Source organism: Nitrosospira multiformis (genome assembly GCF_003050865.1).
Taxonomy (GTDB): domain Bacteria; phylum Pseudomonadota; class Gammaproteobacteria; order Burkholderiales; family Nitrosomonadaceae; genus Nitrosospira; species Nitrosospira multiformis_E.
Genome location: NZ_QAOK01000039.1, coordinates 1 through 13,564 on the forward strand (window position 1 = coordinate 1; position 13,564 = coordinate 13,564).

Here is a 13,564-nt window from a genome sequence, read left to right on the forward strand (position 1 = left end):
GCCCTTGAGACTGGCTGCCTTTTGGGCCTCCGCATAAAGGCGCCGATCAGCCAGCTGCTGGTCCTTGTCATACCGTTTGTAATGCCATGCCAGTCGCGCCTTGATCTGCTCAAGGTTGATATCCTGTCCATCCAGCAGCACTTTTCCCAGGACACGCTGATAGCGGTCTTGCTTGGACCACTCTACCGCAACTTTCTTGCTAAAGACTAGATCAGCCAGGTTTTGCCGGGATACCGTGCCGAATGCCTGCTTGCGCTCTGGCGCGTCAATTCCCAAAAGTCTTACCTTGTGTTGACGCTTTGACTCATCGAGAACTGTCAGGGTGTCGCCATCAGAGATCTTGACCACCCGCCCCGTCAATATTTTCGCCTGAGCGATGGAAAAGCATAAGCTGCAGAGCGCGATGGCGGCGATTCTCAAGGCCAGGGGAGCGGGGGGTATCTTCATAGAGTAAGTGTCATGGCTAACTCAAAAGCATTTGAACGATACTACAAGTTTTACGCCTTGCTGTTGAGCAGGCTAGCAGAGGGAACCTGCAAAGAGCTGAAGCACGCGGCTGGGAATTTTCCTGGAAGATGCCACAATCTTGATCGGTGCAGGAAACCAAAGCGGAGACACGAGCTTAGGCTGTTATCAACAGACCTGTCCACGCCAATCGGGGAAAACTCGGTGGGGGGCCAACGCCCTAAAAAATTCGTGCAGGTGGCGATTTCGGTACAAAAACAGGTGGTACGCAGTATGGACGGGCACAACCTGGCGCAGCAGGGTGTACTCTAGATCGGCATACTCAAATGGAAGTGTTCGACTTTGGTTGGAATCGTCACTTTGGCCGTGCTCGAAACTCGATAGTCTGGGCGGCTTGATACGAGAGCCGTTTTCGAGAATGTGCCAGAGAAAGCGAGCGCTTGTGCGACTCGTTTTTTCACAAAGCCTTCTCTGGAAGAATCGCTTGCGAGAAGCGTGGTAATGCTAAAGGCTTAATGTACTATTTTTTCCGGGTTCTAAGACGATCCCCGGTCGATTCGAATCATTCCTCTTTTTCCTTCAATCCTCTACCAGTTTTATGCTGAAGCTCATCGATCTTCTTTGACGCCTCCGCTTTGGATAGATTTTCATTCATTTCTTCGCCAGCCTCTTCGCTTAACGTACTTAGATAAGATTTTTGTGCACCGGTCATCGGTTCATCACCGGTCGTCCAATCGTCCGGATCTTTAACCATATTGCTGTTTTCAGCTTTATCCTGAATTTGTTTTTCCATTGAATTCTCCTAACCAAAAAATCCAAACTTACATCCACTAGATTCGACATCAAGAACTGTATAAATATCCAGTTTTAATAAATATTATGGAAGGGATTGCTTCCACATTAAAGCTGGCGGGAACGATGTGGCACAAATAGATGTGATAGCTGCCTCCCAGTGAGAATCTCGCTCAATAAAAACATTTTTGTCGTACAGCAATACAACGACATGCTTTTCCATGAGTCCCCACTTTAATCGTAACTCCTTTTTCTCGCTCATTAAAGTTGCGGCCGGCCTTCATTCTCGAATCTTCCCTTGCTGATTAATGGGTCTGACCGCTGAACCGTGACGCATTCCCAATGTTTTACCAGAGGACTATCACGGATCTACCCCCTAGTGGCGTGCCGGGTGTGACTATTGCCAAATGAAGATTGTAAAGAGGCGTGGGAACGTACTGCTTAAAGATTACCGATGGATCGGCTTGGACCATTCAATGGGAACAAAGAGGTGGCTGGACGCCGAGTAACCCCATATTTTCATTCCTGTACGCGGCCTCTGCTATCGCAAATGAGCAGGTGGATTTGATGAAAAAAAGGGGAGAAAACCTCCCTTTAGCACGCTTTGGGTTTCGACTAAAGCTGTAGCATGCAGCCTTTCGCGTCCGCGAAAACTTTACAGGGAACGTGGTCAACCAAGAAATAATACCCCTCGGGTATCACAAATAACTTACAGTCGGAGAAAAGATGATGAAAAAAGGAAAATTTGTTGCCATTTCATATTTTCTGGCCATGTCGGTGGCGCTGTTGACGGCAGCGCTGGCTTAATCCATAACGTTTGCGGAGCGACAGTGCCAAGTCGATGCTCTACAGTGCTCTTTGTGCTGTCAGGGTATGTACCAGACGCCAAGCTGCGTAAAGTTTCATTTTTGCACAGGCAAAAATCTTTGGTCGTCGCCCCCCTTTGGAGGGGGGCGAGACGATCAGGATTCCTGCTCTTCCTGCGGTTTAGCTGCCTTGAAGTTATCCGGCAACCAGTGCAAGCCTGAGAGTTCTTCATCCGCTCTCATCACCAACTGATCCTTCTTCAATTCGCGCATCACATCCGCCGGCTTCAATGGTTTTCATGTGGTTTGTCTCCATGAGGAATAAATGATAGGGAAAAGCCGGTGCAAGCACCGGCATAAAGGCTCAATACTCGTCAGGTAAGAGAAATGTAGTCACGCTGCGGTCGGCCTCCGTGATGATCCAGAGCGTGTTGTCTCCATAACCCTTGCAAGGCTTGCTCTCGTCGATGGGGTAGGCAGACAGGATGCGCCACTCCGCCTTCGTCGCCTCATTGTTGGTCTTCGCGTCTTCCTCGCAAACACAACCCCAGTCACCGCGTACATGGCGGTTGAGGCAGCGGTTAAGCAGTGACAGATCGCCTATGCCCATGGCTCCTCCTGTCGCCACCACCTGGCCCAGGGGGAAAAGCGGATAGATCACTCTTTCTCGGGTAAAAACCGGGTGCGATTCAATTTGTTCCTGTACAGCCTGCTCCTGTGTAACGTGTTCCATGAAAGTCTCCCAATGAGTTGAAGAATAAGAGGCTATAAAAACTGATCCTCTTATTCGGCTCTCCTCGCTTCGCCCCTGGGGGCGACGGGAGTGGGGGGACAGCCCTTGCCCTCACGGGCAAGGGTTGGGAATGGGTGGGGTAAAAGGGGCAGGCAAATAGCGGGACTATGCTTCCCGCGTATTCGTTTATCCCCCCACAATATAGTTACTCCGTCTCGTTTTCCGTGATACTGAAACGGCTGGCAGGTAGCTGTCGGTGAAGGCGGGACATGCATCCGAGGATTACGAATACCCCCCACTAAACATTCGATGTTTTGGGACTCGGCTTCGAATCCGCGGATGCGCTTGCGTTCGTCAACGAATACTCAGGGCATGCCGATCGATCGACTCACTATATTGCCTTCGCAGAACTCAAGCATGCAGGTCTCCTCCATTAATTTTTCGCTTCGGGAAAATGGGATGAATTCTTCAACAAACACATTCACAGCCTTCATCGGCATTGATTGGGCAGACACCAAACATGATGTCTGCTTGCAGGCTTCGAACAACGACAAAAGGGAATTTGCTGTTATCCCACACCAGGTTGACCATATCGAGCAATGGGCGCGCGCGGTGCACGAACGCTTTGGCGGAACCATTGCCATAGCGCTCGAACTGACGAAAGGTCCGATCGTCTACGCTTTGCAGAAGTATGATTTTTTTGTGTTATTTCCAATCAATCCGTCGACGCTGGCAAAATATCGAGAAACCTTTAAACCAAGTCGGGCCAAAAATGATCCGACCGATGCTGAACTCGCGCTGGATCTGATAATGCGCCATCCAGAACGATTTAAACCACTGAAGCCGCAGAGTGTTGCCATGCGTACATTGGCCGCCATGGTTGAGCAGCGCCGTGCCCTGACAGACGACAAGACGCGATTCACCAATCGCCTGGGCGACACGCTCAAGCAATACTATCCGCAAGCGCTTGAGTGGTTCGATCATCGGGATACGATCCTGTTTTGCGATTTCGTGATACGTTGGCCCACGCAAATGCATGCAAAGAAAGCCCGCAAGTCTGTGCTGGAAGCCTTTTTCAAGGCGCATAACCTGCGTTCCGCCACGCTCATTGCCACGCGAATCAAAGCGATCAAGGCGTCAAAACCGTTGACCCAGGACGTTGCCGTTATCACGTCGCATCGTTTACTGGCGCAGGTGCTGGTCGAACAGATACGCATTACGCTGCAGGCCATTGATCGGTTTGACCAGGAGATTGCAGCACTCGCCCCGACACTACCAGACTATAAGCTTTTCAGTAACTTGCCTGGCGCCGGTCAAGCTCTGGCGCCACGCCTGCTTGCCGCCTTTGGTGAGCAGCGTGAACGCTATGCAACTGCCGGTGAATTGCAAATGTATTCGGGCATTGCGCCGGTTCTTGAAAGAAGCGGTCAGAAAAGCTGGGTACATTGGCGGTTGCGGTGTCCAAAGTTTGTACGGCAAACGTTTGTTGAATGGGCTGCGCAAACCGTTAATAAATCTTTTTGGGCAGGCGCTTTTTACCAGCAGCAGCGGGGAAAAGGCAGCTCTCATCAAGCTGCCTTGCGCGCACTGGCATTCAAGTGGATTCGTATCCTTTTCCGTTGCTGGAAAAATCGCACACCCTATGATGAATCCAGGTACCTGAATGCGCTTAAAAAACGTAGTTCGCCGTTACTCGCACTACTCGGTCCAGAGAACACGGAACCAAAATTGGCAAAAGCATGAGAGGGGGAATCCCGGAACATTCACAGTCTTGACGGACCAACTCAGGGCGTGAGTCCCCCTCACGAAACGTTGGGGGGCGTTGTGGGGGGATTGGCGCGGGGAGCTATCGGACCGTGCCGACGAGGTTGGAATTCAAGTGCGCCGCGGCCGCAAAGCTTTGCGGATCACAGGCCATGACAGGAAAGCAAAGCGGCTGGCAGGGCCTGTGACAGCGGCAAACGAGGATGGGAAATTTTCGCAGCACTGCGAAAATCTCTCATGAATCCCATTTCATTGATTCTTTGCCGGAGGCGATTAACTGTGTAAGCTGGCGGGAGTTTGAAAACTAAAAAGGAGAAAAAGACTGATGAACAAGAATGAACTGATCGAAGCCATAGCCGAGAAAACCAACTTCAGCAAGGCTCAAGCCGGCCGGACCGTGACAGCATTGACCGAAACCATCACCGAAGTCCTGCAGAAAGGCGATTCCATTTCCCTGCCAGGATTTGGCACCTTCGAAGTGCGCGAACGCAGCGAGCGCACTGGCCGCAATCCCAAGACGGGAGAGAATTTGACGATCAAGGCTGCAAAAGTGCCTGCATTCAAGCCGGGCGCCACGCTCAAGGCGGCAGTCAACGAGAAAGCTTAACTACGCTCGCCGCTGCTGTAACCTTGCTCCCTTTTCCCTGCGTCATCCTGGACCTGGAAACCACGGGCCGCACACCATGCATGACCGCATTATCGAGATTGCATTCATCCGCTTCGAGGAAGGAACTGCAAGCGATCGATGAAACACAATGAGCGCCTCCGAAACACCCTAAAATAATCCTGATATAGCGCCTGGTAAGCTTCCAGCCGTCTCGGACTTTCGGACACATCTTAGGTACGTTCCAGATTTTCACACTGTTTCGACTGCTAAAGCCCAAAGTCACAAAGAGCGGTTAACCCGCTAGAGTGAGAATTGACCTGCTTGCCGCCATACTGATTTTTCTTGTCACTATTGTGCTGGTGATCTGGCAGCCGTACCAGGTGGGCCTTGGCTGGAACGTCAGGCTTGGTGCAGTCCTGGCGCTGCTGTCAGGCTTGGTGCAGTCCTGGCGCTGCTGTCAGGCGTGGTCCATCTCAGCAATATTCTTGTGGTCTGGCAGATTCTCTGGAATGCAACGGAATTACTGCAGTTTGGGGGGACATATATCCGTCCGCCGTATAGAAAAAGACGGTGTGACGCAGGAGCGCAGCAAACCCCAATATGACTACACCAGTACCGAATAATGCAACAATAGTGGAAACAATCACTCGTCTCATTAGTAAGTTTCCTTTTTTTAAAAGCGAGCTTTGTAGCCAGCCGCCGGGGAGGTCAAGCAGCAACCGTCTGGCTGTCCATTGCCCGCCAGAGTTCAATGCTAAGCCTGGAGCAATCCAGATCAATGTAACGCCATCGAAGCAACATAATCGCGTTTCGCCGGTTGCGACGCCATCCTGTGGTGAAAAGCGGCTTCGGCGGCTTTCTCTGCCGCCCGCTTGTATTTTTGCACTAGAGCAGTGGCACGCGGCTGTGAATTCTGTCCGTGGCTCCTATAGAGGTCGCTTTTGTCCTCGTAATACTGGAGCCGTTTCTCGTGTTTTGCTGCTATTTCCACCAGTTTCCTGGCTCGGTTTTCATACCGCCTGGCGAGCTCGTCGTGGTCGACAAAAGTTCTGATACTTTTTGTAGCCATGCTCGCATTGTCATTCCTTGCTTCGAGCGTACCGGTCTCGGTGCAGGAGGCCAGCAAGCCCAGCATGGATAGGGATGTTAAAAACTTCCTTATTTCTTTTCCCATGATAGGTAGACTCCAATGAAATGGATGAAGCGAAAGCCGCTCCTGCTGATGTGTCCATGACATTGGAACATTGTACTCAGTGCGACTATAAATAAAAGTCACATGTTATGATTATTATCATAATATTTTGCTTATGCATTACGAACCTTAAGTCCTAACTGCAGCAGTTCATCCGAAAATTCAGAGCAGTCATGAGGCTCGCTCCATCATCCAATGCGCATTTTTCCTGCTTGATACGGTATTGATCGAGGTCGCCGTGCGGACAGCCAGCAAATCCAGTAGGCCGTGCCGCGACTGTTCTAGCACCACCCCGAACAAAGTCTTACGGGGCGATTCGCCCTTCGGGATCGTGACGCCCGAGTGCAGTTGGATGAAATTCGCCGGACTAGCGGATATCCCAAATTCCAGCTGTTTTACAAGCCACCGCTGAGTACTGGGTCAATAATCTGAAACGCGCCGTGATATTGGAAGGCAGGTAACGCGGATTATCTGATATCCAGTCCCAAGGGCGAGGCCGACTCCAAGCATAAGGATGTTTGAGATGAGACAACTTTTGTGTAATGCTATGTGTGATTATTCTAAGAGATGAGTGATAGGATGACCTTGTGAGGGTATTCAAGAATGCATGGTTCGAGCGCTTCGCGCGTAAGCAATGCATCCCTGACAAAGCCTTGCTTGAAGCCATTGAACGAGCCGCGAAGGGTCAGATTGACGCCGATCTCGGCGGAGGCGTAATCAAGCAACGGGTGGCCCGGAAAGGTCAAGGCAAGTCTGGAGGCTTTCGCACCATCATTCTGTATCATGCAGCAGGACGTGCCTTCTTCGTGTACGGCTTTGCTAAAAGCGAGCGCGACAACATCGATAATGACGAGGAAACACAATTCAAGAAGGCAGCAGCCCATGTCCTTGGACTAACGGACGAACAGCTGGCTGAGTTGATCGGCAAGAACCAGTTTTCGGAGGTGCATGAAAATGGCGAAGAAATATCGGAGTGATGCGCTCGCAGCAATCCACGAGACAATGGAGGCGCTGCATGAGATTGGGGCGGTCAATAAACAGACCATGCGCGAGTTCGACGAGTCGTGCCTTGCTCCCGTGCAGGTCATGTCACCTGAGGAAATCCGTGAGCTACGAGAGCGCGAACACCTGTCACAGCCCGTTTTTGCCCGTTATCTGAATGTCAGCAAGAACCTGATTTCGGACTGGGAGCGAGGTGTCAAGAAGCCGGGTGGCCCGGCATTGCGACTACTGACTGTGATCAAGAAGAACGGGATTCAGGCAATTGCTTGACTGTTGGGAGATAGATTTGCCAGAAATATCCCAGTGCCTGGATTCTATTGATCCAGCATGCAGTTCAGAACGTCACCACCGGCCGGATCACACTGCGCATCCCGCTACGCGTCGTACGGCAAGTGTTGTATCAAGTGCGGGACAAGCGATGTTTCCCTTATACCAAGCGCCATCTCCAGACAGAGGCGTGAGGATATGATCCTGAACGAGAGTTTCGTAATCTGCTCCCGCGCGCCAGGTGAGCGCATGCCCAAGAAGTCCGTATAGCTTGAAGATGACAAACCTCGACAAGCTTCCGTGCTGTCAGGTATTTCGCAGTGATGGAATTTCCGACGGTTTGGACTTACATCCCCTGAATACCGATTAGTCTTGGGTATGCTCCGGAACACCACCCGCTTTCGGATTGTGCCTGATAAGCGCACTTCCCGATAATTTGCGAAGAGCGACATAGAACACAGGGGTGAGGAACAGTCCAAACAGAGTTACGCCGATCATGCCCGCGAATACGGTAATCCCCGTGGCTGAGCGCACTTCCGCACCAGCACCTGTTGAGAGTACCAGCGGTACAGAGCCAGCGACAAAGGCAATGGATGTCATGACAATCGGCCTCAGGCGCAGGCGGCAGGCCTCCAGTGCCGCTTCAACGATCCCCTTGCCTTGGAATTCCAGTTCACGGGCGAATTCGACGATCAGGATCGCATTCTTGCAGGCCAGGCCCATCAGCACGACCAGCCCCACCTGCACGAATATATTGTTGTCGCCGCCGGTCAGCCACACGCCGAGCAAGGCGGCGCACATGCATACCGGCACGATCAGGATGACTGCAAGCGGCAGCGTCCAGCTTTCGTACAATGCGGCGAGCACGAGGAAAGCGAGCATGACGGCAAGCGGAAATACGATCAGCTTGGCGTTGCTTTGCGTCACCTGTTGATAGCTCAGGTCCGTCCATTCGAGCATCATGCCGTCCGGCAATATTTCCCCGGCCATTTCCTTTAGCCGGATGATGGCCTGGCCCGAGGATAACTGGTGCGGATCGGAATCGCCAATCAGGTCGGCAGCGGGATAACCGTTGTAGCGCAGCACCGGGTCGGGACCATAGGCCGGGGTGATCGTCGTCATCGCACTCATGGGTATCATATCGCCGCTCTCATTGCGGACGCGCAGTTTCTCAATATCTTCAATACGTTGCCGTTTCCCGGCGTCGGCCTGGACAAAAACGCGATAGACGCGCCCGAAAAGGTTGAAGTCATTCACATAGGCTGAGCCCAGATAGATTTGCAGCGTATTGAACAGTTCGCTCAGCGACACGCCCTGCGCTTTGGCTTTGGTGCGATCAACCTTGATTTCGAGCTGGGGAATATTTGCCTGATAAGCACTGACCGGATAAGTGAATCCCGAGGTCTGCGCGATCTTGCCCTGGAACGCTTTGGTCGCATCCTGCAGTGCGCCATAACCCAAGCCGGCGCGATCCTCCACGTAAAGCGAGTAACCGGAACCATTGCCCAATCCCTCGATCGGCGGCGGCATTAATGCGAAGGTAATACCCTCCTCAATGGAAGAGAATTTTTCATTGAGCTCCGCAACGATGGCGCTAGCGCTGCGGCTACGCTGATCGAACGGCTTGAGAATGACATAGGCGGCGCTGAAATTAGGCGTGTTGGTAACCTGCAAGGCATTGAGGCCTGCATAGGCTGCCACTTTCTCCACGCCCTCGGTGCCAAGGGCGATATCAACCATCTTGCGCACGACCTCGTCCGTGCGCGCAAGCGAGGCGCCCTCCGGCAGCTTGGCGCCGGTGAAGAGATAAAGTTTATCCTGTGTCGGGATAAAACCATCTGGTACCTTATTAAACAGAAGCGCGGTGCAGGCGAGCAGCATGAGATAGACGCTGAACACGAGCCCGCGTTTTGTCAGCGCATGCCCGACGGTACGATGATAGTTCCCGGAGCTGCGCCGGAAGAAGCGGTTGAAGGGACGGAATACCCAGCCGAGCAAACGCTCCATCACGCGCGATAGCACATCCTTGGGCGTGTCGTGGCTTTTGAGCAGCATGGCCGCCAATGCGGGTGACAGGGTCAATGAATTGATGGCCGAGATTACCGTGGAAACCGCAATGGTCACTGCGAACTGTTTGTAGAATTGGCCGGTTACACCCGTCAGGAAGGCCATCGGCACGAATACCGCGCACAGCACCAGCGCAATGGCAATGATAGGGCCCGATACCTCCTTCATCGCCTGATGAGCGGCGGCAAGCGGCGCCAGCCCTTCCTCGATGTTGCGTTCGACATTCTCGACGACGACAATGGCATCGTCGACGACAATCCCGATCGCCAGCACGAGACCAAACAAGGTCAATGTGTTGATCGAAAAACCGAGCAGGTACAGCACTGCAAAGGTGCCTACTACCGACACAGGTACCGCGATCAGAGGGATGATCGAAGCACGCCAGGTTTGCAGGAAAAGTATCACGACAACCACGACGAGCGAAATGGCTTCCAGCAGCGTGTTCTGCACAGCCCGGATCGAATCGCGCACAAAAACAGTGGGATCCCATGTCGGATCGTAGACGATGCCCGGCGGGAAGCGCTTGGATAGCTCATCCATCTTCGCGTACACCGAGTTTGCTACCGCCAAGGCATTGGCGCCCGGCGAGAGGAAGACGCCTACCGTGGCGTTGGTGTTCCTGTTGTTATACGCGCGCACGGTATAGTTGCCGGAGCCGAGCTCCACGCGCGCCACGTTTGACAGGCGCACCACCTCCCCATTCGGGCCACTCTTCAGAATGATGTCCCCGAATTCGGCTTCCGTGCTGAGACGGCCGCGCACATTGATTGAAATGAGGAAATCCGGTTTGTTCGGCGAAGGCTCGGCACCGAGCTGGCCCGCCGATACCTGCACATTCTGTTCGCGCAGCGCATTGAGCACGTCGCCACTGGTCAAGCCGCGCGAGGCGACTTTATCCGGATCGAGCCAGATACGCATCGCGTAGTCGCCCGAGCCGAACAGCTGCACATCGCCGATGCCGTGCAGGCGGGATAGCTCATCCTTGACATGCAGCACCAAGTAGTTGCGCAAATAGAGCGAGTCGTAGCGCCCGTCCGTCGAGAACAGGTTCATGTACATCAACGGCGTCGGGGATTGCTTTTGCGTCGTCACGCCATATTGCCGCACCGCCTCCGGCAGACGCGGCAGCGCCTGGCTCACCCGGTTTAGCACGCGCACCGCGGCGATATCCGGATCCACGCCGGGCGTGAAGGTGATCACTACCTGCAGAGTGCCGTCGGAACTGGCAACAGACTTCAGGTACATGATGCCTTCAACACCGTTGATGGCTTCCTCCAGCGGCACGGCTACCGATTCGGCAATCTCTTTCGGATTGGCGCCCGGGTAGTTGGTACGCACGAGAACGGTGGGCGGAATGACTTCCGGATATTCGCTGTTCGGCAGCAGGGGGATCGCAATCAGGCCGGCGGCAAAAATCAAGATCGACAGCACAGCCGCGAAGATCGGCCGGTCGATAAAGAATCTGGAGAAATCCACTGAAGTTTACCTCACCGCGCCTTACAGCGCGGTCATCGGGATTTCATTGGGTTTAACCAACATACCAGGAAAGTGAATTTTTTGCTGGCCGGCAACGACGATCCTGTCGCCAGGCGCAAGGCCGGACTGTATCACGCGCAATCCTTCCGCCATGCGGCCGGGCACGATGTCCTTGCGCTGGACTTTATTATCCTTGTCCACCACGTAGACGTACTTGCGGTCCTGATCTGTCATCACGGCCTTATCATCGATCAGCAGAGCATTTTCCTTCCTGCCGCTGATGAATTGCACGCGCACGAACAAGCCGGGGGTGAAAATGCGATCGGCATTGGGAAGCACGGCGCGCACGCGTATGGTTCCAACCTCGGAATTGACCTGGTTGTCGAAGAAGTCGATCGTGCCTGCATGGGGATAGCCTTCCTCGTTGGCCAAGCCGACGCGTACCGAAGTGCCGGCCGGCGCACCTTCGCCATCACGCTCCTGTTCGCCGTAGCGCAGGTAGCTGTTCTCGTCGACGTCGAAGTATACGTACATCGGGTCCTGCGACACTATCGTGGTCAGTATGGTTTGGTCGGCAACGGCCATATTACCGGCGGTTACCAGGGCGCGGCTCGTTTTTCCAGCCACTGGTGCGCGCACCTCCGTAAATTCCAGCTGGAGCTTCGCATCGGCTACCAACGCCTCGGCAGCATCGATATCCGCGGAGGTCTGCGTGTGCGTGGTGCGGCGCGTGTCCAACTCTTCGCGAGAGATTGCCTCGGATTCTATCAGCAGCCGGGCATTCTTATCCCGCATGCTTGCGAGCTGTTCCGCCACGCGTGCACGATCGAGCTGTGCCCGCGCATTAGCCAGTGCTATCCGATAGGGGCGCTGATCGATGAGGAACATCAGGTCGCCCTTCTTTACCTCCTGGCCTTCCTTGTACGCGACGCGCTGCACATAGCCACTTACGCGGGCTCGCAGTTCAATGGTATGGATCGCGCTGACACGGCCAGTGTATTCATCCAATTGTTGCACCGGCTTGGAGACTACCTGGGCGACGCTGACTTCCGGGGGAGGCGGCGCCTGTCCGCCGCCCGCCTGCTCGCTGTCGCAACCTGGCAGCGCTAGCGTCAATGCGATGATTATGCCTGGCATAATCGAGCGTGTACGGAACATTTTATCCATTTGAGAGTGACGCACGCGTATCCCTTTTGGCTATTGCAACAAACAACAAGGTAGGAGTTCGTCCACCTACCACTATCAGTGGCCAGGACCAGGAAGCTTCCGCATTCCGTCGACAAATTTGCCCAGATGCTGTCATCGATTTTCCCTATGAAAAGTCGAATCAAGCCATTCAACAGGTTTCTCCAGAGGCGGCCGCCTCCAGCGCACTGCTGCAACAAATCTGACCAATTTCATTAGATCAAGCTGAAACAAAGGATTAAGGGACTTATCCACAATCCTATCCCTGGTCTATCCCCGGCAACAGGGGAAAACCTCATTGGATTAACTGGACCGTGGATGCAAGTCATTCGCGGCTTCAACATGACTTTGCAAACATTTTACTGGACTATGTTGATAACCGAGCAGATCAGCCTGAAAGACTCGTGGTATTGAATAGACTTGGCCATCACGCCAGTTGACTGGTAGCCATTACACATAGGAGCAGAAAAATGACTGTGACCAACAAGATTCTTATCATCGTCACCAATTCAGATCTGTTTGAAAAGGTAGGATACAGAACGGGACTGTGGCTTAGCGAACTTGTCGAATTTTGGGATATTGCTGAAGAAGCAGGCTATAAGATGGATATTGCCAGTCCGTCGGGCGGCAAAACTCCCCTTGATCCCGAAAGCCTGCTCATCACCGAAATGGGGGATGCCATCGGCCTCAAAGGGAGCCTTTCCAGGCGCTACGAAGACAAAACCTTCATGAGCCTGCTGGACAACACGCTGAAAGTGTCCGACGTGGATTCGGCCGGGTACGATGCTATCTATATGACAGGTGGCCACGGCGTCATGTTCGACTTCCCGAAAAGCGCATCATTGGCGAAATTGACTGCCGGATTCTATGAATCCGGCAAGGTTGTTTCGGCCGCGTGCCATGGACCTTGTGGTCTGCTGGAAGTGAAGCTGAGCAATGGTACATATCTTGTTAATGGCAAGGAGGTAACGGGCTTCTCGTGGAAAGAAGAGAAACTGGCAAACCGCGATGAAGCGGTTCCGTTCAATCTGGAGGAAGAACTACAAAAGCGAGGGGGGCGATACAGCAAGGCAATGATGCCGTTTGGCTCTCATGTCGTGGAGGATGGCCTCCTGATTACGGCCCAGAATCCCAAAAGCACCAAAAATGTGGGACAGGCCGTGGTCAGGAAGCTCAAAGAACTCAAAGAAATGGCTCCCTTGCCAAAG

General features: G+C 53.3%; 13 protein-coding genes. 6 read left to right on the plus strand and 7 right to left on the minus strand.

Going from position 1 to position 13,564, the window contains the following annotated elements:
• The 4 genes from C8R21_RS14235 to C8R21_RS14250 form a co-directional block, all read right to left on the minus strand.
• On the minus strand, nucleotides 1-447 hold a 447-nt coding region (locus tag C8R21_RS14235), incomplete at its 3' end, for a thermonuclease family protein (RefSeq protein ID WP_107763298.1).
• Nucleotides 448-1,027: 580 nt separating this feature from the next.
• The gene (locus C8R21_RS14245) at nucleotides 1,028-1,258 is read right to left on the minus strand and encodes a DUF3072 domain-containing protein (RefSeq protein WP_107763300.1); all 231 of its coding nucleotides are present in this window, start codon (nucleotides 1,256-1,258) and stop codon (nucleotides 1,028-1,030) included.
• A 961-nt stretch (nucleotides 1,259-2,219) separates the two neighbouring features.
• The gene (locus tag C8R21_RS16545) at nucleotides 2,220-2,354 is read right to left on the minus strand and encodes a hypothetical protein (protein WP_258192429.1); all 135 of its coding nucleotides are present in this window, start codon (nucleotides 2,352-2,354) and stop codon (nucleotides 2,220-2,222) included.
• A 73-nt stretch (nucleotides 2,355-2,427) separates the two neighbouring features.
• Nucleotides 2,428-2,796 (minus strand): type I restriction endonuclease subunit M, encoded by a 369-nt coding sequence (locus C8R21_RS14250; RefSeq protein ID WP_258192430.1) that lies wholly within the window; start codon nucleotides 2,794-2,796, stop codon nucleotides 2,428-2,430.
• A gap of 459 nt (nucleotides 2,797-3,255) precedes the next feature.
• On the opposite strand from C8R21_RS14250, the gene C8R21_RS14255 reads away from it, so the two are divergent.
• The 3 genes from C8R21_RS14255 to C8R21_RS16790 all read left to right on the plus strand — a co-directional run bounded on the left by C8R21_RS14255 (nucleotide 3,256) and on the right by C8R21_RS16790 (nucleotide 5,790).
• Nucleotides 3,256-4,539 carry an IS110 family transposase gene (locus C8R21_RS14255; RefSeq protein ID WP_107763301.1) on the plus strand — a complete coding sequence of 428 codons (1,284 nt, stop codon included), beginning with the start codon at nucleotides 3,256-3,258 and terminating at the stop codon, nucleotides 4,537-4,539.
• 346 nt (nucleotides 4,540-4,885) lie between these two features.
• The gene (locus C8R21_RS14260) at nucleotides 4,886-5,167 is read left to right on the plus strand and encodes an HU family DNA-binding protein (RefSeq protein ID WP_107763302.1); all 282 of its coding nucleotides are present in this window, start codon (nucleotides 4,886-4,888) and stop codon (nucleotides 5,165-5,167) included.
• A gap of 305 nt (nucleotides 5,168-5,472) precedes the next feature.
• Nucleotides 5,473-5,790, plus strand: a complete 318-nt coding sequence (locus C8R21_RS16790; protein ID WP_445668750.1) for an ArsB/NhaD family transporter — start codon at nucleotides 5,473-5,475, stop codon at nucleotides 5,788-5,790.
• A 152-nt stretch (nucleotides 5,791-5,942) separates the two neighbouring features.
• Here the strand turns inward: C8R21_RS16790 and C8R21_RS14270 are convergent, their stop codons facing one another.
• Nucleotides 5,943-6,302, minus strand: coding sequence for a hypothetical protein (locus C8R21_RS14270; protein ID WP_258192431.1), 360 nt, complete (start codon nucleotides 6,300-6,302; stop codon nucleotides 5,943-5,945).
• 644 nt (nucleotides 6,303-6,946) lie between these two features.
• Here C8R21_RS14270 and C8R21_RS14275 point away from each other — a divergent pair.
• Nucleotides 6,947-7,336, plus strand: a complete 390-nt coding sequence (locus tag C8R21_RS14275; protein ID WP_107763304.1) for a type II toxin-antitoxin system RelE/ParE family toxin — start codon at nucleotides 6,947-6,949, stop codon at nucleotides 7,334-7,336.
• On the plus strand, nucleotides 7,314-7,631 hold the full coding sequence (locus C8R21_RS14280; RefSeq protein ID WP_107763305.1) for a helix-turn-helix domain-containing protein: 318 nt from the start codon (nucleotides 7,314-7,316) through the stop codon (nucleotides 7,629-7,631). The genes C8R21_RS14275 and C8R21_RS14280 overlap by 23 nt, the downstream gene beginning before the upstream one ends.
• Before the next feature lie 363 nt (nucleotides 7,632-7,994).
• Here the strand turns inward: C8R21_RS14280 and C8R21_RS14285 are convergent, their stop codons facing one another.
• The gene (locus C8R21_RS14285) at nucleotides 7,995-11,171 is read right to left on the minus strand and encodes an efflux RND transporter permease subunit (protein ID WP_107763306.1); all 3,177 of its coding nucleotides are present in this window, start codon (nucleotides 11,169-11,171) and stop codon (nucleotides 7,995-7,997) included.
• Nucleotides 11,172-11,192: 21 nt separating this feature from the next.
• Nucleotides 11,193-12,329, minus strand: a complete 1,137-nt coding sequence (locus C8R21_RS14290) for an efflux RND transporter periplasmic adaptor subunit (protein WP_181258960.1) — start codon at nucleotides 12,327-12,329, stop codon at nucleotides 11,193-11,195.
• A 497-nt stretch (nucleotides 12,330-12,826) separates the two neighbouring features.
• Between C8R21_RS14290 and C8R21_RS14300 the strand changes: the two genes are divergently transcribed.
• Nucleotides 12,827-13,564 (plus strand): type 1 glutamine amidotransferase domain-containing protein (locus tag C8R21_RS14300; protein WP_107763309.1); only part of this gene is annotated, 738 nt, incomplete at its 3' end.

Bases quoted from the DNA above. Each gene is read 5' to 3' on its own strand.
- C8R21_RS14245 (WP_107763300.1), bottom strand. From the start codon at position 1,258: ATGGAAAAACAAATTCAGGATAAAGCTGAAAACAGCAATATGGTTAAA.
- C8R21_RS14250 (WP_258192430.1), bottom strand. From the start codon at position 2,796: ATGGAACACGTTACACAGGAGCAGGCTGTACAGGAACAAATTGAATCG.
- C8R21_RS14255 (WP_107763301.1), top strand. From the start codon at position 3,256: ATGAATTCTTCAACAAACACATTCACAGCCTTCATCGGCATTGATTGG.
- C8R21_RS14260 (WP_107763302.1), top strand. From the start codon at position 4,886: ATGAACAAGAATGAACTGATCGAAGCCATAGCCGAGAAAACCAACTTC.
- C8R21_RS14270 (WP_258192431.1), bottom strand. From the start codon at position 6,302: ATGCTGGGCTTGCTGGCCTCCTGCACCGAGACCGGTACGCTCGAAGCA.
- C8R21_RS14280 (WP_107763305.1), top strand. From the start codon at position 7,314: ATGGCGAAGAAATATCGGAGTGATGCGCTCGCAGCAATCCACGAGACA.
- C8R21_RS14290 (WP_181258960.1), bottom strand. From the start codon at position 12,329: ATGTTCCGTACACGCTCGATTATGCCAGGCATAATCATCGCATTGACG.